Below are 21,842 nucleotides of genomic sequence, written 5' to 3'. Positions count from 1 at the left end.
CAAGGTCGACTTCAGGACGCGCACAGGGTGGGCACCGGGCGCCCTTCACACCTTCACCGGCCCTGCACCTCGGCAGGTCACCGGCGGGTCGGCAGAGAGGAATTCGCACAGCAAACGCTACGAATGGGTAACCTCTCATGCCGCGCCGACCTCCGACGGGCGTGGTCCTGGCCGGAATCCACCACCGCGGCGGGCGTCACGGGTGGTGAAGCCGTCGAGGGTGTGGAGGACGTCGGGGGAAGCGGTTGCCGCCGCGCTCCGCCGCACCCGCTTCCCCGCCCGCCCACCCGGCGAAGCGCACCGACACCGCGGGGAACGGCGACCGCCCCGTGGACAGGAGCGAGCCCCCGCACGCCGGTTGCGTGCGGGGGCTCGCCTGCGGACGGCCGCAGGACCCGGCCGGGAACCAGGTCCTAGAAGACGCTGACGCCGTAGCGGCTCAGGGCCTCGGTCACGGGCTGGAAGAAGGTCGTGCCACCGGACGAGCAGTTGCCGCTGCCGCCGGAGGTCAGACCGAGCGCCACGCCGCCGGAGGTGTAGAGCGCACCCCCGGAGTCACCGCCCTCGGCGCAGACGTTGGTCTGGATCATCTGGTAGACCACGTCGCCGCCGCCGTAGTTCACCGTGGCGTTGAGGGCGGTCACCCGGCCGGTGTGGATGCCGGTCGTGGAGCCGTCCCGGATCACCGACTGGCCCACGGTGGCGTTGCCGGCGCTGGTGATGTCGGTGTTGCCCGCGGTCCCGGCCTTGGCGACCGAGGTGTTGGTGTACCGGACCAGCGCGTAGTCGTTGGTCGGGAAGCTGTAGCCGCTGTTGGCGCCCAGCACGGCCGTCTGACCGGAGTTCGAGTACCAGGTCGAGGCGACCTCGCCGCAGTGCCCGGCGGTCAGGAAGTAGTAGGTGCTGCCGCTGCGCACGTTGAAGCCGAGCGAGCAGCGGTAGCCGCCGCCGTAGATGGCGTCGCCGCCGCCGATGAGCTTGTTGAACTTGCCCGGCGTGTGCTTGATCGTGAGCGCGCCGGCGTTGTCGCCCGCCTGCTCCTTGATCTTCGCGATCTCGGCGTCCGACACCGTGCTGTCGACGGTGACCATCAGCCGGTTGGTCTTGCTGTCGACGGCCCAGGCGGTGCCCGGGATGTCCGCCCGGAGCACCGAGTCGCCGGCGCTCCTGAGTTCGGCGCTGCTGTAGACGGCGTCGTCGGCCGCGTTCGCGTGGGGGATCGCGATGGCGGCCGCGGCCACGAGTCCGGTGGCGACGGCGGTCAGCCGGGCCCGTCTCGAGATGCCGTGCGTGGGGATGGTGGGGGTGGTGCGCTTGATCCTCACGTTTCGTTCCCTCCCAGGGGAAGTCGGGGGCCCGTCGTGTGGGGTCGGGGCCCGGGTGAGGCGCAGCCAGGATCTACGTTCGTCCACATTTCGGACACGCCGTGACCCTGACAAGCGCTGAGGGGGAGTATTCGGCCGAACGGCCGGTAGGCGCAAGGGCGCCTTTCGGCCGTCAGACGGTGAACGGACTGCGTGAGTTGAGCCCTCTTGCAGCCCTCTTGCCCCAGCTCAGACCAGGTTGTGCTGTGCTGCCTCGACCTCCACGCCCCATGTGTTCCCCGCCAAGGGGGCGGTGTGGAGGAAACGACCGACAAGGCGCACGGAGGCAGTAAGGCCGACCGGGTCCGCCTTCACGCCCCGGGCCCACGCCGTACGCGCCGTGCGCGGCCCACTTCCACGTCCCGCTCCCGACGGCGTCCCGGCCGGTTCACCTCCATGCCCGGCATGGCTCACCTCCACGCCCGGCGGGCTCGCGTCCCGGTCGGCCCAGCGGCCTCGGCCGGCTGCCTCGTCACACGCGGGCCTTCTCCGCGGCCGGCATCTTCCCGTTCCGCGTCCTCGGGGCCGCCCGGAAGCCGATCACCCGGTCCATCAGCGCCTCCAGCACGTCCCGCACGGAACCCCGCTCCCGGGCGTCGCACTCGAGCACCGGCACGTCCGCGCTGAGGCCCAGGGCGTCCCGGACCTCCTCCAGTTCGACGGGCACCGCCCCCTCGAACCGGTTCACGGCGAGCACGAACGGCGCTCCCCGGGCCTCGAAGTAGTCGACGGCCGGGAAGCAGTCCTCGATCCGCCGGGTGTCCGCGAGGACCACCGTCCCGAGCGCGCCCTCGGCCAGGTCGTCCCACAGGAACGTGAAGCGGTTCTGCCCTGGCGTGCCGAAGAGATACAGCGCGATGGCGGTGTCGAGGGTGATCCGCCCGAAGTCGAGCGCGACCGTGGTCGTCGTCTTGGACTCCACTCCTTCGAGCGAGTCGATCCCGACCGACACCTGGGTGATCGCCGCCTCCGTGTCGAGCGGCTCGATCTCGGAGACGGCCCCGATGAAGGTGGTCTTGCCGACCCCGAGCCCCCCGCTCACCACGATCTTCACAGCGAGCGGCACGGTCGTGGCGGAGCGGGAGCGCCCGGGCATGGTCCCTGATCCTTTCGCGCAGCGGGCGCGGCGCCCCGGCGCGGGTCCGCCCGGAGCGGCTGGGCCGGACCGCCGGCGACGGCGGACCGGCCGCAGAGATCCGCGTCCTCGCCCAGGGATACGTGCGCGGGCGGCGAGCCGCTCAGCAGCGGTCCGCCGGACCGGTGACGGGCAGCGCCGCCACGAACGGACGGGGCGAGCCCGCCGAACCGGTCGAAGCCGCCGTCGCTGTCGCTACCGCAGTCGCTACCGCAGTCGAAGCCGCAGCCCAGTCGTCACCCGAGCCGCGGACCCGACCCCGCTCCGCTACTCCCTCCGCCCCGCTACGCACCCCTGCGCCCTCCACCCCGCTGGGTCCTCCGCCAGCCTGGCGAGGTGACGCCGTGTCAGCAGGTACAGCCGGCCGTGCCGACGGGTACGGCCGGCCGTGTCAGCAGGAGCAGTCGCAGGAACAGCAGTCGCACCCGTCGCAGCAGCCGCAGTCACAGCAGTTGCCGCAATCGCAACAGTTGCCGCAGTCTCCGCAGTCGTTGCACAGGCCCTCGCGCTTCTTCCGCGACCAGGGGCCCTCGAACTCGTCGGCGCAGCACGCCTTGCAGGTGCAGCACAGCCCGAGCGCGACCGCGCAGCCGGCCAGCAAGCCACGCTTGCCGGGCCGGGGCGGCTCACCCCCGTAGGGGTTGCCGTGGGGATGGCCGGGCGCGTGCGGATCCACCGGGTTCCGCGGCGCGTACGGCCCGGTGGGCGGCCCGAACGCACCCTCGGATCCGAACGCTCCCTCGGGCCCGTGCGCGTGACCGCACGAGCGGGTGCCGAAGGCCCGCTCGACCGACCGTTCCAGCTCGTGGGCGAGCAGCAGATGCGCCAGCCTGCCCTCCTCGAACTGCACGTCCTTGAGGGCGAGCCGGATGCCGTGCAGGGCGTCGTCGGCGAGCCGACGGGCCTCGGTGAGCGGAGTCCCGGTGGCCGTGAGCGGGTTCCAGGCGCCGGCAGCGGCGTCCGCCTCCCGGTCCTCGACCGCGTCCAGCAGATGTGCGAGACGTCCGAACAGGCGGCCGGCCTCGGCGAGCGGCGCGGTGTTGCCCGGCCGGCCCGCCAGGACCGCGGTGTGCGCGAAGGCCGCGGCGGTGGCGGTCTCGGTCGGCTCGGTGACGGCCAGCAGCGGGGTGCCCGGCCCGGCGAGCGCCTCGATGCCGACCTGCCGGTCCACGGCGTCGACCAGGACGGCGGTGTCGAACCCGACGGCGGCCCCGCTCCGTTCTCCGGCCCGTCCCCAACCGGCGGCGACCCGGCGCGCGGCGACGGCGACCGGCCGCCGCGCGAGCAGGCCGTCTCCGTCGGCGACGTGGTCGCGCACCTTGGCGGAGGCGAGCACCAGCGAGACGGCGGCCGCGAGACGGGCGCCCTCGCCCTGCGCGACGGACGCGGTGCGCATGCCGCGCAGCGGGCACGGTCCGGCCGTGCGCCGCCACCCGTCGGCCGTGGCGCGCTCAGCCTGAGCCTCCGTCAGAACCGATATGAGCAGGCCGTCGTAGTTGGTGACGACCCGCGCGAACTGCCCGTGGTCGCCGCGCAGCGCGAGGCACAGCCCGCACAGGTGCGCCATCCACTGGGTCTTGAGGCTCTCACCGAGCCGGTGGGAGCAGGGTCTGACGATTCCGAACACGACAACCCCCGTCGTCCTTGGGACATTGAGCTGCCGCATGTTATCGACTGATTGTCGCGCCGGATCCGGGGCACTCGTTCACCCGGACGCACCGAGCGTCACCCGTCCGCCACGAAGAATCATATTTCACTCACAGTCAGCAGTCGTATCCGGTACGACCCTTGGGAGACGCGGGCTCTCGACGGATTCGCTGTGCACCAGTACCGTCACAAACCCCCCGCGCGGCGTCTATCCACTTGGCGCGACATCCGCATCATGGACGACCATGGGGAATGCGGAAAGCAGAATGACCGCTGTGAGAGGAGGCGTCCATGGGATCGGTGCGCAAGGCGAGTGCCTGGCTTGGCCTCGTCGACGACAACGATGACGAGCGTTACTACGACGACGACTATTCCGAGGGGACCGACTCCGGCGACGCCTGGGTCACCGACCCCCGCGTGAAGGTGGCCACGGACACGGCCGAGGAGAAGGGCCGCCGGATCGGCACCGTCACCCCGGACAGCTTCCGGGACGCGCGGGCCATCGGTGAGCTGTTCCGCGAGGGCGTGCCGGTCATCATGAACCTCACCGCCATGGAGTCCGCCGACGCCAAGCGCGTCGTCGACTTCGCGGCCGGGCTGATCTTCGGCCTGCGGGGTTCGATCGAGCGGGTGTCCACCCGGGTGTTCCTGCTGACCCCCGCCAACACGGAGATCGTGAACGGGGACCCGTCCGCACGCCGGACGGACGGTTTCTTCAACCAGAGCTGAGGCAGGGCCGCTCGCCGGCCCTGCCCCCTTCGGGGGTCAGCGGAAGGCGTCGAGTCCGGTGAGCGCCTTGCCCAGCACGAGCTGGTGCATCTCGACGGTGCCCTCGTAGGTGAGCACCGACTCGAGGTTGGTGGCGTGCCGCATGACCGGGTACTCGAGCGAGATCCCGTTGGCCCCGAGGACGGTGCGGGCGGTACGGCAGATCTCGATGGCCTCCCGCACGTTGTTGAGCTTGCCGAAGCTGACCTGCTCGGGACGCAGGCGGCCGGCGTCCATACGCCGCCCCAGATGGTGGGCGAGCAGGATCCCCTTGTGCAGTTCGACCGCCATGTCGGCGAGCTTGGCCTGGGTGAGCTGGAAGCCCCCGATGGGACGCCCGAACTGCTCACGGGTCTTCGCGTAGCCGACGGCGGCCTCGAAACAGGAGCGGGCGGCCCCCATCGCTCCCCACACGATGCCGTAGCGCGCGTGGTTCAGACAGCTGAGCGGCCCCTTCAGACCGGTGACCTCAGGCAGCACGGCGTCGGCCGGCAGCCTCACGTCGTCGAGGACCAGCTCGCTGGTCACGCTGGCCCGCAGGGACCACTTGTGCCTGATCTCCGGGGCGGAGAAGCCCGGAGAGTCGGTCGGCACGACGAATCCCCGGATCCCGTCGTCGCTCTGCGCCCACACCACGGCGACGCCGGCGACGGAGCCGTTGGTGATCCACATCTTGCGCCCGTTGAGCACCCAGTCCGCGCCGTCGCGCTTGGCGTGCGTCCGCATGCCGGCGGGGTCGGAGCCGTGATCCGGCTCGGTGAGCCCGAAGCAGCCGATGACCTCGCCGGCCGCCATCCGGGGCAGCCACGTCTGCTTCTGCTCCTCGCTCCCGAAGCGGTGGATCGCGTACATGGCGAGGGAGCCCTGCACGGAGACGAGGGACCGGATCCCGGAGTCGGCGGCCTCCAGTTCCAGGCAGGCGAGCCCGTACTGCACGGCGCTCGCCCCCGCGCAGCCGTAGCCGTCGAGCGACATGCCGAGCGCGCCGATCCCGCCGAGCTCACGCGCGAGCTCCCCGATGGCGGGCAGCTCCCCGCGCTCGTACCACTCGGCGACGTTCGGCAGGACCCGGTCCGCCGCCCAGGCGCGCACGGTGTCGCGGACCGCGAGGTCCTCCGGCTCCAGCAGGTCGTCGAGCCCGAGCGGGTCGGCGGGGTCGAAGGGCGGCAACTTCGAGGACGCGGACATACGGCAGCCTCCGGCAGGAACCAAGTGGACCAGCACGCCAGCCATGAAAAACTAGCACCGCTAGTCACGATGTCCCGGGTGACGTTACGACGCGACGCCCCGCACGTCCACCCGGCGCCCCCTTCACACGGAGACGCGGGACTGGGCGACCTCCCTGGGAGCGGGCAGCTCCACAGGAGGCGACTCGCACTGCATGGTCCGCGGCAGACGCAGCGCCATCACCGCCCCGAGCAGCAGCAACCCGGCGCTGACCAGCAACGTCACATGCAGTCCGTGGACGAAGCAGTCCCGGGCGGTGGCGCGCAAAGCCGCTCCGACCGGTCCTCCGAGCCGTCCGGCGACCTCATAGGCCTCGCCCAGCGAGTGCCCCGCCGCGGCCGACGCCGACGCGGGAACCCCGGGGACGGAGCTCAGCCCGGGCGCGTACGCCGCGTTCATCACGCTGCCGAGCAACGCTATGCCAATGCCCGCGCCCAGCTGGTACGAGGTCTCTCCGATGGCCGCCGCCCCGCCCGCCTGCTCCGGCGGTGCCTCGCTCAGCATCGACTCGTACGCCGCGAAGAGGGTCGTCTCCAGACCGAAACCCAGCAGCAGAAAGCCGCACAGCAGGAGCCCCGTGTTGTCCGACTCGCCCATCGCGGTCAGCGTCAGTACCGCCGCCGCGGTCAGGACGAACCCCCCGCACACCATCCGGCGCGGCCCGAACTGCCGCAGCAGCCGCGCGCCGGCCAGCCCGGCCGCCATCGCGGCGAAGGTCAGGGGCAGCAGACGCAGGCCCGTCTCCAGCGGGGACAGCCCCAGCACCAGCTGGAGGTACTGCGCCGCGATCAGCTCGAGGCCGACCAGCGCCAGCATCGCCAGCACGATGCACCCCACCGACGTGCTGAACGCCGGCCGCCCGAACATCCGGAGATCCACCAGCGGATGAGACCGACGCCGCTGACGGCGGACGAACATCACGAGCAGCAGGGCTCCGGCCGCCAGCGGGAGCAGGGTGAGCGGGCCGACCTCCCCGCTGCCCAGCCGCTTCACGCCGAACACGGCGCCGAACAGCCCCGCCGCCGCCATCAGCGCACCGACCACGTCCCAGGGACCGTCCCCCGCACCCTTCGACTCGGGCAGGAGCAGTCGCCCCACCGGCAGGCTGACCAGCATCAACGGGATATTGACCAGGAAGACCGAGCCCCACCAGAAATGCTCCAGCAGAAAGCCGCCCAGCAACGGGCCCACGGCCGCGCCCACCGCGGCCACCGCGCTCCAGATGCCTATGGCCAGCGCCCGCTCGCGGCGGTCGGGGAACACCTGCCGCAGGATCGACAGCGTCGCCGGCATGATCATCGCACCGCCGACGCCGAGCAGCGCCCGCGCCACGATCAGCACCTCGGCGCTGCCCGCGAAGGCGGCCAGCGCCGAGGCCACACCGAACAGGGCGTATCCGAGCAGCAGGATTCGTCTTCGCCCCACCTTGTCGCCGAGGGTGCCGAACAGGATCAGCAGCGAGGCGCAGACCAGCGGATAGGTGTCGACGATCCAGAGCAGTTCGATGGCGCCGGGCCGCAGGTCCTCGGTGACGGCGGGCACCGCCACGTGCAGCACCGTCGCGTCGACGGCGACCAGAAGCAGGCTGACGCACAGCACCACCAGGACGATCCAGCGGTTGGCACCGGCCCCGGCCGCCCGACGGCGCAGCCCGACGGCGGCCGTGGTCGTCCCGGACATGTACGTACCTCCCAGGTGATCCCTCGGTTCGGCGGGCTCACGAGGTGGGGACTCCCCGTGGCTCGGCCGGAGAGGAGCGGTGGTCTCCGGCCCGCGCAGACGAACACGAGTGACACGCAGCGTACGCGAGTTCGCGCCGGGGCCGCGTGGCGGACCTCTCACCGTCCGGGGCAACCCGTGTGGCGTACGCCACTCGCGGCCTGACGCGCCGCACGGTCCGCGAGCGCCCTTCGCGCCGCTCCCGGTCCGCTCCCGCCCAGGTCCGCGCGCCCCGGCGGTCCCGGCAGCCGCGCATGCCGTCGATAATCGGCCCGTGACCGATCTTGACGTGCGCGCGACGCACCCCGGCTCCGCCGCCCTGCGCCGGGCGGCTCCGGCCCTCCTCGGGTACGCGGCGGTGCGCGCCCTGGGCCTGCTCGCCCTGGCGCTGTGGAGCGCGGACCGCGACAAGAGCGCGTACACCCTGCTCACCGCCCGCTGGGACGCCCTCTGGTACACGAGGGTCGCCGAGCTGGGCTACGGCTACGAGGTCCGCCTGGCGAACGGCGACGTCCACTCCAACCTCGCCTTCTTCCCGCTGCTGCCCTGGCTGGAGAGGCTGCTCCACGCGACGACCCCGTTGTCGTACGCCGGCGCCGGCTTCACGGTCTCCGTGGTCGCCTCGCTCGCGGCGGCCTGGGGGATCTTCGCCGTCGCCGACCACGTGTACGGGCGGCGGGCGGGGGTCTGCGCGGTGCTGGTGTGGGCCGTGCTCCCCGTCGGAATCGTGCAGTCGATGGCGTACAGCGAGTCGCTCTTCACGGCACTGGCCGCCTGGTCGCTGTACGCGGTGCTCACCGACCGGTGGGTGACCGCGGGGATGCTGGCCTCGTTGTCCGGTCTGACCCGCCCGGTGGGGCTCGCGGTGGTCGCGGCGGTCTGGGCGGCAGGATCGACGTCCCTCCTTCACGGCCGCCGGACCCCGGGGACGGGCCCGTTCGTGCGAACCCGCGGCACGGCGCTCGTGCCCGGCGCGCAGGGCCCCGGACACGCCTCCCGACCGTCCGCGGAGGCCGCCTCGGGGCGCGGGGCCACCGTCCACGAACCCCGTGTCGCGCCGCGCGCCCTCGGCATGCTGCTCGCGCCCCTCGGCGCCGCCGGCTACGTCCTGTGGGTCGGCCACCGCACCGGCCGAGGCCCCCTCGGCTACCTCGACGTCCAGGCGGGCTGGCGCAACGGCTTCGACGGCGGGTACGCCTTCGCCCGGTTCGTCGCCGACAAGTTCACGGCGTTCCCGTCGGCCCTGGCCGGCGTCGGACTGATCGTCGGCGTCGCCCTGCTGCTGTGGCTGTACGCGGTCTGTGTGCGGCAGCGTCAGCCGTTGCCGCTGCTGGTGTACGCGGGCGTGGTGCTCGCGCTCGCCCTGTGCGCGTCGAGCTACTTCGGCTCGAAGCCGCGGCTGCTGCTGCCCGCGTTCCCGCTGCTGCTCCCGCTCGCGCTGGCCCTGGCCCGGCTGCGGACCACCCGGTCGGCGCTGGTGGCGGGGTGCCTTGCGGTCGCCTCGGCCGTGTACGGGGCGTGGTGGCTGAACGGCTCCGGTCCCCCGTAGACGCGGAACGGGCTTTTCCGCGCAGCCTTTCATAACTTCCCTAAAGTTATCCCCTGGAATGATCAAAGGAATTGCGGGAAGAAGGGTCGAGGGATTGCGGATCCCACCGGAATTGTCACCGTTCTGAGAGCAATCCCACATCACATCGTCATCACAAACCCGCGGAATCGGCCGAGTCTCGAGCTCACTCGCTGTAACGTCGTTTAGGTGCGTACCGAACAAAACCTCACCCGTCTGGACCGGGTGTTCGCCAGGCTCGACCGTGAGCCGGAACGACCGGCCCACATCGATGTGCCGAAGATGAGCAGGCACAGGGTCGCGCTGCTCGTCGCGACCCTGGCCTTCTATGTGGCGATCGTGTGGCTCGTGGTGGTCACGTCGTGGCTGGTCCGCTTCGACTGGCAGGTCATGTTCTTCCGGCCGTACCAGCAGTGGCCGGAGATCCACGCCTTCCTCGACTACTACGTGGTCCTCGGCCAGCGCGGCCCGACCGCCGTGATGGTCGCCGCGTGGCTCGGCTGGAGGTCCTGGCGGCAGCACACCCTGCGCCCGCTGCTCACCCTGGGCGCCTCACTGCTGCTGCTGAACATCACCGTCGGGGCCGCCAAGATCGGCATGGGCCGGCTCGGACCGCATTACGCGACCACCATCGGCGCGAACGAGATGTGGCTGGGCGGCGATATATTTCCCAGCGGCCACACCGCCAACGCCGTCGTGACCTGGGGAATCCTCGCGTATCTGGCCTCCACGCCGAGAGCTCGCCGCTGGCTGTCCGCCGTCTCCGCGGTGGTCTCGCTCGGCGTCGGCCTGACCACCGTCTACCTCGGTACGCACTGGCTGAGCGACGTGGTGCTGGGCTGGACCTCAGGTCTGCTCGTCATGCTGGCGCTGCCGTGGTGCGAGCCTCTGATCGCCCGCGCCGAGGTCGCGATCCTCGCCTGGCGCGACCGCCGACGCGATCGCCGCAGCGGCACGCTCCCGGTCCCGGCCGCCCCGGTGGCCGCCCCGGTGTCGGTCGTGGCGGTCGCCGCGGTCTCCGCCCAGGACGAGGCCGCCGCACGCCGCGAGACCGCCACCGCGGCCCGTCCGCCGCGCCCACCGGTCTATCTGGCCCCCGGCCCGCACACCACCCGCTCGGAACGCACACCGGTCACCCCGGTCGGCAGCCGCCGGCCACCGCACGCCGACCGGCTCCCCCGCGGTGCCACGACCTCGACGGCCCGCCCCTGACCGGGGGACGACCTGCGCGGATCCGCCTCACGACGGCGGGGCCCGGTACGCACCCCGGCCCCGCACCCACAGGCCCCGCTTCCCGGCATCGGGAAGCGGGGCCTGTTGTCGGGCCGGCGGGACCTTCCGCTCGAGGCGCCGGGCGGCTCAGCCCTTCCAGGCGCGGGCCACCCGCCCCTCGCGTACCTCGAAGTTCAACCGGCCGAAGCGGTACTCCATGGTGATGATCGTTCCCGGGGCCAGCGAGCGCACCGTCGACCACCCCCGGTCGCGCGCGAGCCGCTCGGCCTGCGCGGCCTCGAGGCCGACGTATCCGTCCGGGCTGTCCTGCGGCTCCGCTGGCGGAGTGGGATTCGGTGCCATGCCGCCACGCTAGGCCGCTCGCCGGACTCCCGGGAACCCCGTACGGGAGGCGCGGATCACCCCGGTCACACTTCTGTCACAGGATCACGACACTCGTTTCGGCCTAACCCCGTCACACGTACGAGCGATTTCGTACATCTTGTTCACGCATTCGAACGCCATTTCCGTACGGCGTCCGAGACCTTCGAAAAACCCTGCGGAAATAGTCCGCAACGTCGATTCCGAAACCGTCGGAACCCGTTCCGTTCCGCTTACCGGCGGGCTCTGCGGAGCTGACTGCCCGTAGGAAATACACGGGTCCTCCACACATCCTCCCGGTGCCGCCGGCCGGTCCTCCGGCCGGGGCGGCGACGCCGGCCGAGGGAGTACGCAGGGGGTCCGAACCGGCCCACGGCGGGTCGGGCGGCCGTCAGGGGCGCGGCGCCGGCGCCGGTCCACCGGTCGGCGTGCGGGGCCCCGAGGCCCGCGCCAGAGCACCGTCGAGCCGGTCGCGGGCGGTCCTGATCGCGTCGATCAGTTCCACGGGTTCCAGCACCTCGAACTCGAGACCCGCCATCAGCACGTGGACCACCATCACGTCGAGGCTCGCGGCTCCCGTGCGCAGCACGCAGGCCCCGTCCCCGTCCGGCTCCAGCGTGCCCGCCGAGGGCGAGACGTGTTCGGCGGCCACGGCCAGGGGCGCCAGCAGCCGGACGGTGGCCCGCACCGCGTACGCGCGGGTGGAGACGCCCTCGGAGACATACCCGGCGAGGTCCTGGGCGGGCGGCTCACGCGGATCGAAGCGCGGGCCGTGCGGCGGCCTCGGGGTGAGACGGTCCACCCGGAACGTACGCCAGTCCGCCCGGTCGAGATCCCAGGCGACCAGGTACCAGCGGCGCTCGGTGCACACCAGGCGGTGGGGTTCGACCGTGCGGCGGGTCTCGCCGCCGTCGTGCCCCCGGTAGTCGAAGCGCAGCCGCTCCGCGTCCCGGCAGAGATGGGCGAGCTCGGTGAGCAGGGCCGGGTCCACGGCGGAGGACTGCGGGCCGCGCAGCATCGGCACGGTGAAGGCGTTCAGGGCGCCCACCCGCCGCCGCAACCGGTGCGGCAGCACCTGCTCCAGCTTGGCCAGCGCCCGTACCGAGGTCTCGCCGATGCCCTCGATGCCCTGCCCTGCCGCCGTCCGCAGCCCCACGGCGACGGCGACGGCCTCGTCGTCGTCCAGCAGCAGCGGCGGCAACTCGGCGCCGACGCCCAGCTGATAACCGCCGCCGGTACCGGGAGTCGCGTTGACCGGGTAACCCAGTTCGCGCAGCCTCTCCACGTCCCGGCGCACCGTGCGTGGGGTGACACCGAGCCGGTCTGCGAGCTGCGTACCGGACCACTCGCGGTGGGCCTGCAGCAGGGAGAGCAGGCGCAGCAGTCGGGCGGAGGTCTCCAGCATGCGCCCAGTGTGTCTCACGGCGGACGCGCCGGACGCCGCCCGGATCCCGGGGAACGGCCCCGTCCCGTCGTCGGACCGGACGGGGCCGCCGTGCCCCGGAGGGGGAGCGGCTCAGAGCACGAGGCGCTGTCCGGGCACGATCAGGTCGGGGTCACCGCCCACGACGGTCTTGTTGGCGGCGTAGACACGCTGCCAGGTCATGCCGTGCCGGGCGCCGATGGTGCTGAGGGTGTCGCCCTCGCGGACGGTGTAGTCACCGCGGGAGGAACCGCGGGAGGCCTGCTTCTCCGCGCGGTCCCCGGAGTCGGAAGAACGCGAACCCGATGCCGACGCCCCCGAGCCCGAACCGGACTTCCAGGAACTCGCCTTCTTCGAGGACGTCCCGGCGGACTTCCACGAGCCGGACGACTTCGAGGACTTGGACGACTTGGACGACTTGGACGACTTCGAGGACTTGGAACCGGAGGAGGAGCTCGAGCCGCCCTCGGACGAACCGGCGCCCGGTGCGCTGCCGGAGGCTCCGGCGCGCGCCGAGCAGGTCGGCCACGCGCCCCACCCCTGGGCGTTCTGCACCTTCGCCGCAATGGAGATCTGCTGTGCCTTACTGGCCTTGTCGGCGGTGGACGCGTAGGCGCCGCCGCCGAACGCGCGCCAGGTGCCGGCGGAGAACTGCAGTCCGCCGTAGTACCCGTTGCCGGTGTTGATGTGCCAGTTGCCGCCGCTCTCGCACTGGGCGATGCGGTCCCACACCCCGCTGTCGGCCGCTGTGGCCTCGCCGGTCGCGGACAGCAGTCCGAGAGGGGCGAGAAGTACCGCCCCGGCGAGGACCGCCGTCTTGCGCGACGACTTGCGGGTGCGGATATCGGCACATTCGGACATGTAGATCCCTCTCTACGAACCCGGGCTCCCCCGGGACGGGGCACGTCTGCCGCACAGGGCGCGGCCGTCGTGCTCCGTCCCGTCCGCCGGCGGTCGTGCTGCGCGTTGTCTGGCCGCGCGGCCGGCGGACGTTCCCGAGCGGTGCTCGTTGCACACGGCGGAGCAATCTAGGGATGCTGACGGGTCGTTAACAACCAACTCCCCTCCGCTGCAGGCCACTCGCCGGTTACCTTAGGTAGCGGCGATTTTCGGCCACCTGTTTCATCCGCTCATTTCCTGCTTTGTCGACCAGCAGACCCAGCTGACTGTGAGCCAGCTCACCGGATCAACTTCCGTGACCTCTCCGTAACTTGACAAGGAGTGTCCGATTCAGCACCCAGGGTGACCGTGCGCGCAGGACGGTTCGATTCCGTTCGCCCTGCAGCGTGACTCCCGCCACAGATCGCCCGTTGTCTTCTTCATGAGCCGGGGACCCGCCCGGACCACGAGCCGGGGCCACCCGGACTCGCCCCAGCACCGCATCCGAGGGAGCCCCCGTGCCGCGCATGCTCGACGTCAGCGACGAGGTTCGCGCCGAGATCGGCGACGAAGAAGCCGACCGGCTGCTCGCCGGAGACAACGCCCCGGGCAGTTACGACTGCACGTCCTGCCGCACCCCGGGCGACTCCGACAACGAGCGCACCAGCACCGTCCTGTTCATCGGGGACGAGACCGCCGTCCTCGCCTTCGCCCACTCCACCTGCCTGCCCTCGCAGGTCGTCCAGGTCACCGAGGAGCAGCTGCAGGGCGCGGTCCGCTCCATCAACGGCGACTCGGCCGACCTGGACGCCGGCAAGGTCGTCCCCGAACAGGCTGTGCTCGGCGTGACCAGCGGACTCGTCCTGATCGCCGGGGAGTTGCACCCCGCCCTGGTCGTCGAGCCGACCGCTCCGATCGTGCGGCCCGGTGCCACCGGCGCCGGCGACGACTTCCTGCCGCTGCTCATCGAGCAGGGCTTCATGCCGCTCTCCCAGCTGTCCGAGGTGCCGCCGGTGCAGCACGGCTGGTCCGTACTGCTGGCCATGGGCCAGCTCCACGCGGTGCTGCAGCCCTCCGCGAACGGCGGCCAGCCGGTCGCCTGGTGGCAGGCCCACCAGCCGCTGCAGGTGACGGAGGGGTGGCGCGCCGCCGCCAACAAGCACCAGCAGGTGCTGATGTTCGCCGCCCCCGTCGGGTCGATCGGCCGTCAGCCCCGTGAGGACCTGCTGCGCGACGCGCTCGACAGGGCCGCCGCGGGCGGTCAGTTGGTCGGGGCGGCCCTGCCGCTCGCCGGTACCTGAGGTCTCCGCTGCGCGGGGCCCGCACCACCGTCCCGCGCCGCACCACCGTCCCGTGCGGCGTGCGTCGGGCGTGCGGCCGTGTGGGGCGCACGCGCCCGACGGCACGTCGCGCGGCCGCATCCCTTGATGTCCGACCTCGTTTGGACATACGTGCACACCTACGACGTTCCCCGCCGCCCGCCCTTCCCGTCGATCCCGTCCGCGCGACCGGCCCAGGACTCGCAGGGCGGCCCATCGGCCACGCCGATCTACGACGCGCTGTACGCCGAGTACGTCAAGACGTTCCGCTCGTTGCCGGGTGACCGCAGCGGCGAGGACGAGCTGGGGTTCACCCCTTTCGGGAACAATCCGCATCACACGAGCTCGTACCCGGCGCCCCGCCCGGGGTCGTTCAGCAGCTCGTACAGCGCCTACAGCGCCGGGGCGCAGAGCGCGCGGCACGGGGGGCAGCAGTCGCAGTGGCAGCGGGTCGGGCAGATCGGCGGCCAGCAGCACCAGTCCACCGCGATGCACCACGTCCCGGCACTGCCACCGGCCCCCCGCAAGACCTTCTGACCGGGGCCCGAAACGGCGGGAGGAGGGCGGCGCCCGCCACGGGCGCCGCCCTCCTCAGGTCCGGGAAGCCGCATCTGCGCCACCCCGGCTCCCGCACCGCTTCGCCGAACTGCTTCCGGCGGGCTGCTTCGGGCGGGTTGCTTCGGGCGGGTTGCTTCCGGCGGGTTACTTCTTCTTCGTGCCGCGCTTCTCGCGCACCCGAACCGAGATGTGGATGGGGGTGCCCTCGAAGCCGAACTCCTCGCGCAGCCGACGCTCGATGAAGCGCCGGTAGCCCGCCTCGATGAATCCGGAGGCGAAGAGGACGAACCGCGGCGGCTTGGTGCCGGCCTGGGTGCCGAAGAGAATGCGCGGCTGCTTGCCGCCCCGCACCGGGTGCGGGTGGGCGGCGACCAGCTCGCCGAGGAAGGCGTTCAGGCGGCCGGTGGGGACACGGGTCTCCCAGCCGGCCAGCGCGGTCTCGATCGCCGGGACCAGCTTCTCCATGTGGCGGCCGGTGCGCGCCGAGACGTTGACCCGGGGGGCCCACGCCACCTGGGCGAACTCGGTCTCGATCTCCCGCTCCAAGTAGTAGCGGCGCTCCTCGTCGAGGGTGTCCCACTTGTTGTAGGCGATGACGAGGGCGCGGCCCGCGTCGACGGCCATGGTGACGATGCGCTGGTCCTGGACCGAGATCGACTCGGAGGCGTCGATGAGGATGACCGCCACCTCGGCCTTCTCGACGGCGGCGGCGGTGCGCAGCGAGGCGTAGTAGTCGGCGCCCTGCTGGAGGTGGACGCGCTTGCGGATGCCGGCCGTGTCGACGAACTTCCAGATGACGCCGCCGAGTTCGATCAGCTCGTCGACCGGGTCACGGGTGGTGCCCGCGATCTCGTTGACGACGACGCGCTCCTCGTTCGCCACCTTGTTCAGCAGCGAGGACTTGCCGACGTTCGGGCGGCCGATGAGCGCGATCCGGCGAGGGCCGCCGACCGCGGTGCCGAAGGTCTGCGCCGGGGCCTCCGGCAGGGCCTCCAGGACGGCGTCCAGCATGTCGCCGGTGCCGCGGCCGTGCAGTGCGGAGATCGGGTGCGGTTCGCCGAGGCCCAGGGACCACAGGTAGGCCGCGTCGGCCTCGGCGCTCGGGCCGTCGACCTTGTTGGCGGCCAGGACCACGGGCTTGCCGGCCTTGCGCAGCAGCCGTACCACCGCCTCGTCGGTGTCGGTGGCGCCGACCTTGGCGTCCACGACGAAGACGACGGCGTCGGCGGCCTCGATCGCGTACTCGGCCTGCGCGGCCACGGAGGCGTCGATGCCGAGGACGTCCTGCTCCCAGCCGCCGGTGTCGACGAGCTTGAAGCGGCGGCCCGACCACTCCGCCTCGTAGGTGACGCGGTCGCGGGTGACGCCCGGCTTGTCCTCGACGACGGCCTCGCGGCGGCCGATGATCCGGTTCACCAGGGTCGACTTGCCGACATTGGGGCGGCCGACGACGGCGAGCACGGGCAGCGGCCCGTGACCGGCCTCCTCGATGGCCCCCTCGACGTCCTCGATGTCGAAGCCCTCGACGGCGGCGAGCTCCATGAACTCCGCGTACTCGGCGTCGCCGAGCGCCCCGTGATCGTGCTCGAAGGGGTCCGAGCCGTCGGGCTGGCTGTGGTCGTTCATGAAGTCCGTACCTCGTCGTTCCATCGTGGTGATCGGTGGAGCCCCGTTCGTCCGGGTTGATCCACTACTCGGTCATTCAGTGTCGCTCAGCGCCCGGTCAGGCGCCTGGCGTTTTCCAGGTGGGCGGCCAGCTGCTTCTGGATGCGTTCGGTCGCCTCGTCCAGTGCCTTACGGGTCCTGCGGCCGCTTCCGTCGCCGGCGTCGAACGGGTCTCCGAAGACGACGTCGACGCGGGAGCGCAGCGGGGGCAGCGCCTTGATCAACCGTCCGCGGCGCTCCGTGCTTCCCAGCACGGCGACGGGCACGATCGGCGCCCCGCCGCGCACCGCGAAGTAGGCGAGCCCGGCGCGCAGGGCGGCGAAGTCGCCCTCGCCCCGGGTGCCCTCCGGGAAGATCCCGAGAACCCCGCCGTTGCCGAGCACGCCCAGCGCACGGGTGATGGCCGTGCGGTCGGTGGTGTCCCGGTCGACCTTGAGTTGACCGATGCCGGTCAGGAAGGGGTCCAGCGGGCCGATGAACGCCTCCTTCTTGATCAGGAAGTGCGTGGGCCGCGGGGCCACGCCCATCACCATCGGTCCGTCGATGTTGTGGGAGTGGTTGATGGCGAAGATCAGCGGGCCGCTCGCCGGCACCTTCCAGGCGCCCAGCACGCGCGGCTTCCACAGCCCGTACATCAGGCCGACACCGATGCGCCGGCCGACCTCGGCGCCCTTCTCGGAGGGCACGGACGGCTGAGTCACTTCGCGGCCCGATTCTCCTCGACGAGGGTCACCACGCGCTCGATGACCTGGGTGAGCGTCAGCTCGGTGGTGTCCACCTCGACGGCGTCGCCGGCCTTGGCGAGCGGGGAGGTCTTGCGGGAGGAGTCGGCCGCGTCCCGCTTGATCAGTGCCTCCCGGGTGCTGTGCAGGTCCGCGCCCTTCAGCTCGCCGCTGCGGCGGGCCGCGCGGGCCTCCGGGGAGGCGGTGAGGAAGACCTTCAGATCGGCGTCGGGCAGCACGGTCGTGCCGATGTCGCGCCCCTCCACGACGATGCCCTGCTCCGCGGAGGCCGCCAGCGAGCGCTGCAGCTCGGTGATCCGGGACCGCACCTCCGGCACGGCGCTCACCGCGCTGACCTTGGAGGTGACCTCCTGGGTGCGGATCGGACCGGCGACGTCGACCCCGTCGACCATGATGGTCGGGGCGCCCGGGTCGGTGCCGGAGAGGATCTCGGGCTTGCCCGCGACCGCGGCGATCGCCGTGGGGTCCTCGATGTCGATCCCGTTGGTCACCATCCACCACGTGATCGCCCGGTACTGGGCGCCGGTGTCCAGGTAGCTCAGCCCGAGCCGGGCGGCCACGGCCTTGGACGTGCTCGACTTGCCCGTGCCGGAGGGGCCGTCTATGGCGACAATCACGGGCTGGGCGGCGCCGTTTTCCACGGGGGGACACCTTCCTGGTGCGAGGCGGTGGAGGTACGGGGCGCGACTGTGCCCCGTACCAGGTTACCGGCCGCAGGTCACTCGTCCGGCCGCGCCTTCCGCACGCCGCCCCGCGCCGGCGCTCCACGGCGCGGCCACGCCCCCGCTTCACGGCGCCGGCCCGCATCACCCGGCCCGTCCGGCGGTCCGCCGGCTACTGACGGATGACCCAGCCCTTCTCCCGCAGCGCCGACGACAGCACCACCGCCGACTTCGGCTCGACCATCAGCTGCACGAGACCCGCCTGCTGTCCCGTCGCGTGCTCGATGCGGACGTCCTCGATGTTCACCCCCGCCTGCCCGGCGTCGGCGAAGATGCGGGCCAGTTGGCCCGGCTGGTCGTCGATCAGCACGGCGACGATCTCGTACGCCCGCGGAGCGGCCCCGTGCTTGCCGGGGACCCGTACCTGGCCCGCGTTGCCGCGGCGCAGCACGTTCGCCACGCCGTCGGCGCCCGCCCGGCGCTCGGCGTCGTCGGGGGACTGCAGGGCCCGCAGCGCCTGCACCGTCTCCTCCAGGTCGGCGGCGACGTCGGTGAGCAGGTCGGCGACCGGCCCGGGGTTCGCGGACAGGATGTCGATCCACATCCGGGGGTCGGAGGCGGCGATCCGGGTGACGTCCCGGATGCCCTGCCCGCACAGCCGCACGGCGGCCTCCTCGGCGTTCTCCAGCCGGGCCGCGACCATGCTGGAGACGAGGTGCGGCATGTGGGAGACGAGGGCGACGGCGCGGTCGTGGGCGTCCGCGTCCATGACCACGGGGACGGCCCGGCAGTGCGAGACCAGCTCCAGGGCGAGGTTCAGCACCTCGGTGTCGGTGTCCCGGGTCGGCGTCAGCACCCAGGGCCGCCCCTCGAAGAGGTCGCCGGTCGCGGCCAGCGGTCCGGACTTCTCCCGGCCCGACATGGGGTGGCTGCCGATGTACGCCGACAGGTCGAGGCCGAGCGCCTGCAGCTCGCGGCGCGGCCCGCCCTTGACGCTGGCCACGTCGAGGTAGCCGCGGGCCGCCCCCCGGCGCATCGTGCCGGCGAGGACGCCGGCCACGTGGGCGGGCGGCGCGGCGATGATCGCGAGGTCGACCGGCCCCTGCGGCTCCTCGTCGGTGCCGGCGCCGAGCGCGGCCGCCGTACGGGCCTGCTCGGGATCGTGGTCCGCTAGGTGGACGACGACGCCCCGCTGGGCGAGAGCCAGGGCCGCGGACGTGCCGATCAGCCCGGTTCCGATGACGAGCGCGGTCCTCACTGGGCGATGTCCTTGCGCAGGGCGGCCGCGGCGCCGAGGTAGACGTGGCTGATGTCGGCGCGCGGGGTGTCCGACTCGACGTGCGCGAGTATCCGCACCACCCGCGGCATGGCGCCCTCGATGTCGAGTTCCTGGGCGCAGATCAGCGGCACGTCGACGATGCCCAGCTTGCGGGCGGCGGCCGCCGGGAAGTCGCTGTGCAGGTCGGGCGTGGCCGTGAACCAGATACTGATCAGGTCGTCGGCGCTGAGCGCGTTGCGTTCCATGACGGCGGTGAGGAGGGCGCCGACCTGCTCGTCCATGTGGCCGGCGTCGTCCCGCTGAAGTTGGACGGCTCCCCGGACCGCTCGTACCGCCACGGCGCTGCTCCTTTGAAGTGCTGGACTACGGCTTCTGCTGCATCCAGCGTAGTCAGACGGCGTGAGTGCGGTGCGCACAGCCCGCGTGCCGAGACGACTGCACCCCCGTACGCCCTTTACGGCGGGTGCCGCCTGCGCTGTCATGGCACTCTGACGGCAGGACACCCGCATCGGGGAGGGCCCGACATGAAGCGTCCCGGACCCCTGCTCACCCTTCTCGCGGGACTGGTGCTCGCCGCGTTCCTGCTGACGCTCAACGCGACCACGGGGACGAGGTCGGCCTCCTCCTCGTACCAGGATCAGTCTCCGAGCCCGGCCCCCGTCCGCAGCTCGGCCTCCCCCACGCCAGCGCCGACCCCCTCCCGCCCCCGGGCCGCCGACGCCGACTACGCCGGTCGCACGGACGACGACGCGGCGGCGGTCGCCGTCTCCGTCCGCGGCGACCGGGCGATCGCGTACTTCTGCGACGGCCGCACCCAGGAGTCGTGGCTCAGGGGCGACGTGGAGGACGACGGGACCCTGCGGCTCACCGGCAGCCACGGCGCGAAGCTGGAGGGCACCCTCGAGGACGGCAAGGGAATAGACGGCACGGTCGAGGTGAGCGGAACGCGCCACGCCTTCACCGTGGAGCGGGCGAAGAAGCCGTCGGGGCTGTGGCGGGCGACGGCCACCGTGCGCTCCGCGAAGATCGACGGCGGCTGGATCGTGCTGAAGGACGGCAGCCAGGTGGGCGTCGTCAACCGGGACGGCGAGCCCTCGCCCGCCCCCCGCATCGACCCGGAGACCGGCGCGGTGACGGTCGACGGGCAGCGGCTCACGGCCCGCCCCGCGACCCCCTGACGAACCCTGACAACCCCTGACCCCCTACGAGCAGGGAGCGACCATGACTGTGGACCCGAACGCCGCCACCCAGGGCTTCCCGGGCCCCGGGCCCGCACCGCGCGGCCCGCGTCCGGCGGGCTACCTGGTCCCGGCGCTCGTCGCCGCCGCGGTGGCGCTCGCCCTGGGCGCGTACGGCCGTGTCCACGACCCGGCCGGGACGGCCTTCAACCTGGCCGGCTTCAGCAGCACGGGTGCGGTGAAGTCGTGGCTGGCGTCGGCCGCGATGCTCTTCGCGCTGGTGCAGCTGGTCTCGGCGCTGATGCTGTACGGGAAGCTGCCGGGCCCCGCCTGGTCCGGCAGGCTGCACCGCTGGTCGGGCCGCGCGGCCTTCCTGATCGCGGTCCCGGTTGCGGTGCACTGCCTGTACGCGCTCGGCTGGCAGACGTACGAAACGCGCGTGATGTGGCACTCCGTCCTGGGTTGCTTCTTCTTCGGTGCTTTCAGTGCCAAGATGCTGCTGCTCCGCTGGGAGCGACTCCCCGGATGGCTGCTGCCGCTCGTCGGCGGACTCGTCTTCGCCGTGCTGACGGTCGTCTGGCTGACCTCGGCCCTCTGGTTCTTCCGCACGTTCGGAGTGACGACATGACTTCCCCCGCGACACGACGCACGGTCCTCCTCGCGACGGGCGGCGCGGCAGCGGCGCTCACCGTGGGCTGCAGCCGGTACGGCGACGACAGCTCGTCGTCGTCCACGAGATCCACGAACGCCTCCGCGGGCCAGGAGCTCTCGAAGACGAGCGACATTCCCCTCGGCGGCGGCAAGATCTTCGCCGACGAGAAGGTCGTCGTCACACAGCCGACGAAGGACGACTTCAAGGCGTTCTCCGCGATCTGCACCCATCAGGGCTGCACCGTCGCCACCGTCGCCGACGGTCTGATCCAGTGCCCCTGCCACGGGAGCGAGTTCCGCGTCGCGGACGGCTCGGTGGCCCGCGGCCCGGCGCCGACGCCGCTGCCCGGCGAGCGGATCACCGTCGTGGGCGGCTCGATCCGGCTGGCCTGAACCCGCCCCGCCCCGAACCCGTCCGACGTGGCCCGTCCGGCGTGGCCCGTCCGGCGTGGCCCCGGGCCGGGT

At 72.2% G+C, this 21,842-nt stretch carries 21 protein-coding genes; 8 read left to right on the top strand and 13 right to left on the bottom strand.

What is annotated here, in order from left to right; all coding sequences use genetic code 11:
* Positions 1–413: 413 nt before the first annotated feature.
* The 3 genes from C6376_RS20585 to C6376_RS20575 form a co-directional block, all read right to left on the bottom strand.
* Positions 414–1,325, bottom strand: a complete 912-nt coding sequence (locus C6376_RS20585; RefSeq protein ID WP_107444778.1) for a S1 family peptidase — start codon at positions 1,323–1,325, stop codon at positions 414–416.
* A 511-nt stretch (positions 1,326–1,836) separates the two neighbouring features.
* On the bottom strand, positions 1,837–2,460 hold the full coding sequence (locus C6376_RS20580) for an ATP/GTP-binding protein (protein ID WP_107444777.1): 624 nt from the start codon (positions 2,458–2,460) through the stop codon (positions 1,837–1,839).
* 430 nt (positions 2,461–2,890) lie between these two features.
* Complete coding sequence (locus C6376_RS20575) at positions 2,891–4,126, bottom strand: DUF5685 family protein (protein WP_173985694.1); 1,236 nt, start codon at positions 4,124–4,126, stop codon at positions 2,891–2,893.
* A 311-nt stretch (positions 4,127–4,437) separates the two neighbouring features.
* Here C6376_RS20575 and C6376_RS20570 point away from each other — a divergent pair, with 311 nt between their 5' ends.
* Positions 4,438–4,875 carry a cell division protein SepF gene (locus tag C6376_RS20570; protein ID WP_057579807.1) on the top strand — a complete coding sequence of 146 codons (438 nt, stop codon included), beginning with the start codon at positions 4,438–4,440 and terminating at the stop codon, positions 4,873–4,875.
* A gap of 36 nt (positions 4,876–4,911) precedes the next feature.
* On the opposite strand, the gene C6376_RS20565 is transcribed toward C6376_RS20570, so the two are convergent.
* Together C6376_RS20565 and C6376_RS20560 are read right to left on the bottom strand one after the other, a co-directional pair.
* Positions 4,912–6,102 (bottom strand): acyl-CoA dehydrogenase family protein, encoded by a 1,191-nt coding sequence (locus tag C6376_RS20565; protein ID WP_107444775.1) that lies wholly within the window; start codon positions 6,100–6,102, stop codon positions 4,912–4,914.
* A 123-nt stretch (positions 6,103–6,225) separates the two neighbouring features.
* Positions 6,226–7,821, bottom strand: coding sequence for an MFS transporter (locus C6376_RS20560; protein WP_107444774.1), 1,596 nt, complete (start codon positions 7,819–7,821; stop codon positions 6,226–6,228).
* A gap of 313 nt (positions 7,822–8,134) precedes the next feature.
* Between C6376_RS20560 and C6376_RS20555 the strand changes: the two genes are divergently transcribed.
* Positions 8,135–9,409 (top strand): mannosyltransferase family protein, encoded by a 1,275-nt coding sequence (locus C6376_RS20555; RefSeq protein ID WP_107444773.1) that lies wholly within the window; start codon positions 8,135–8,137, stop codon positions 9,407–9,409.
* 207 nt (positions 9,410–9,616) lie between these two features.
* Positions 9,617–10,639 (top strand): phosphatase PAP2 family protein, encoded by a 1,023-nt coding sequence (locus tag C6376_RS20550; RefSeq protein WP_107444772.1) that lies wholly within the window; start codon positions 9,617–9,619, stop codon positions 10,637–10,639.
* A gap of 147 nt (positions 10,640–10,786) precedes the next feature.
* Here the strand turns inward: C6376_RS20550 and C6376_RS20545 are convergent, their stop codons facing one another.
* The 3 genes from C6376_RS20545 to C6376_RS20535 form a co-directional block, all read right to left on the bottom strand.
* Positions 10,787–11,002, bottom strand: a complete 216-nt coding sequence (locus C6376_RS20545; protein ID WP_107444771.1) for an I78 family peptidase inhibitor — start codon at positions 11,000–11,002, stop codon at positions 10,787–10,789.
* 409 nt (positions 11,003–11,411) lie between these two features.
* Positions 11,412–12,425, bottom strand: coding sequence for a YafY family protein (locus tag C6376_RS20540; RefSeq protein WP_107444770.1), 1,014 nt, complete (start codon positions 12,423–12,425; stop codon positions 11,412–11,414).
* A 111-nt stretch (positions 12,426–12,536) separates the two neighbouring features.
* Positions 12,537–13,304, bottom strand: coding sequence for a transglycosylase family protein (locus C6376_RS20535; RefSeq protein WP_107444769.1), 768 nt, complete (start codon positions 13,302–13,304; stop codon positions 12,537–12,539).
* A gap of 536 nt (positions 13,305–13,840) precedes the next feature.
* Between C6376_RS20535 and C6376_RS20530 the strand changes: the two genes are divergently transcribed.
* Positions 13,841–14,623 carry a hypothetical protein gene (locus C6376_RS20530; RefSeq protein ID WP_107444768.1) on the top strand — a complete coding sequence of 261 codons (783 nt, stop codon included), beginning with the start codon at positions 13,841–13,843 and terminating at the stop codon, positions 14,621–14,623.
* A 150-nt stretch (positions 14,624–14,773) separates the two neighbouring features.
* Positions 14,774–15,178, top strand: coding sequence for a hypothetical protein (locus C6376_RS20525; protein WP_107444767.1), 405 nt, complete (start codon positions 14,774–14,776; stop codon positions 15,176–15,178).
* Positions 15,179–15,343: 165 nt separating this feature from the next.
* On the opposite strand, the gene der is transcribed toward C6376_RS20525, so the two are convergent.
* The 5 genes from der to aroH all read right to left on the bottom strand — a co-directional run bounded on the left by der (position 15,344) and on the right by aroH (position 19,886).
* On the bottom strand, positions 15,344–16,825 hold the full coding sequence (gene der / locus C6376_RS20520) for a ribosome biogenesis GTPase Der (protein ID WP_107444766.1): 1,482 nt from the start codon (positions 16,823–16,825) through the stop codon (positions 15,344–15,346).
* Between the two features lie 86 nt (positions 16,826–16,911).
* Complete coding sequence (locus tag C6376_RS20515) at positions 16,912–17,499, bottom strand: 1-acyl-sn-glycerol-3-phosphate acyltransferase (protein ID WP_107449079.1); 588 nt, start codon at positions 17,497–17,499, stop codon at positions 16,912–16,914.
* Between the two features lie 62 nt (positions 17,500–17,561).
* Entirely contained in the window at positions 17,562–18,248 is a 687-nt protein-coding gene (cmk, locus tag C6376_RS20510) for a (d)CMP kinase (protein WP_107444765.1), read from the bottom strand.
* Positions 18,249–18,441: 193 nt separating this feature from the next.
* Positions 18,442–19,527: a prephenate dehydrogenase gene (locus tag C6376_RS20505; RefSeq protein WP_107444764.1), complete on the bottom strand. Its 1,086-nt coding sequence runs from the start codon at positions 19,525–19,527 to the stop codon at positions 18,442–18,444.
* Entirely contained in the window at positions 19,524–19,886 is a 363-nt protein-coding gene (gene aroH / locus C6376_RS20500) for a chorismate mutase (protein WP_057579833.1), read from the bottom strand. The genes C6376_RS20505 and aroH overlap by 4 nt, the downstream gene beginning before the upstream one ends.
* 186 nt (positions 19,887–20,072) lie before the next feature.
* Between aroH and C6376_RS20495 the strand changes: the two genes are divergently transcribed.
* The 3 genes from C6376_RS20495 to C6376_RS20485 are packed head-to-tail and all read left to right on the top strand — an operon-like array spanning position 20,073 to position 21,770.
* On the top strand, positions 20,073–20,726 hold the full coding sequence (locus tag C6376_RS20495; RefSeq protein WP_107444763.1) for a hypothetical protein: 654 nt from the start codon (positions 20,073–20,075) through the stop codon (positions 20,724–20,726).
* 43 nt (positions 20,727–20,769) lie between these two features.
* Positions 20,770–21,354 (top strand): DUF6529 family protein, encoded by a 585-nt coding sequence (locus tag C6376_RS20490; protein ID WP_107444762.1) that lies wholly within the window; start codon positions 20,770–20,772, stop codon positions 21,352–21,354.
* Positions 21,351–21,770 (top strand): Rieske (2Fe-2S) protein, encoded by a 420-nt coding sequence (locus C6376_RS20485; protein WP_107444761.1) that lies wholly within the window; start codon positions 21,351–21,353, stop codon positions 21,768–21,770. The genes C6376_RS20490 and C6376_RS20485 overlap by 4 nt, the downstream gene beginning before the upstream one ends.
* Positions 21,771–21,842: the final 72 nt, after the last annotated feature.

The organism is Streptomyces sp. P3 (genome assembly GCF_003032475.1).
Taxonomy (GTDB): Bacteria; Actinomycetota; Actinomycetes; order Streptomycetales; family Streptomycetaceae; genus Streptomyces.
Note: the sequence above shows the minus strand (reverse complement) of the source record. Positions and strands in the feature narration are given on the sequence as shown.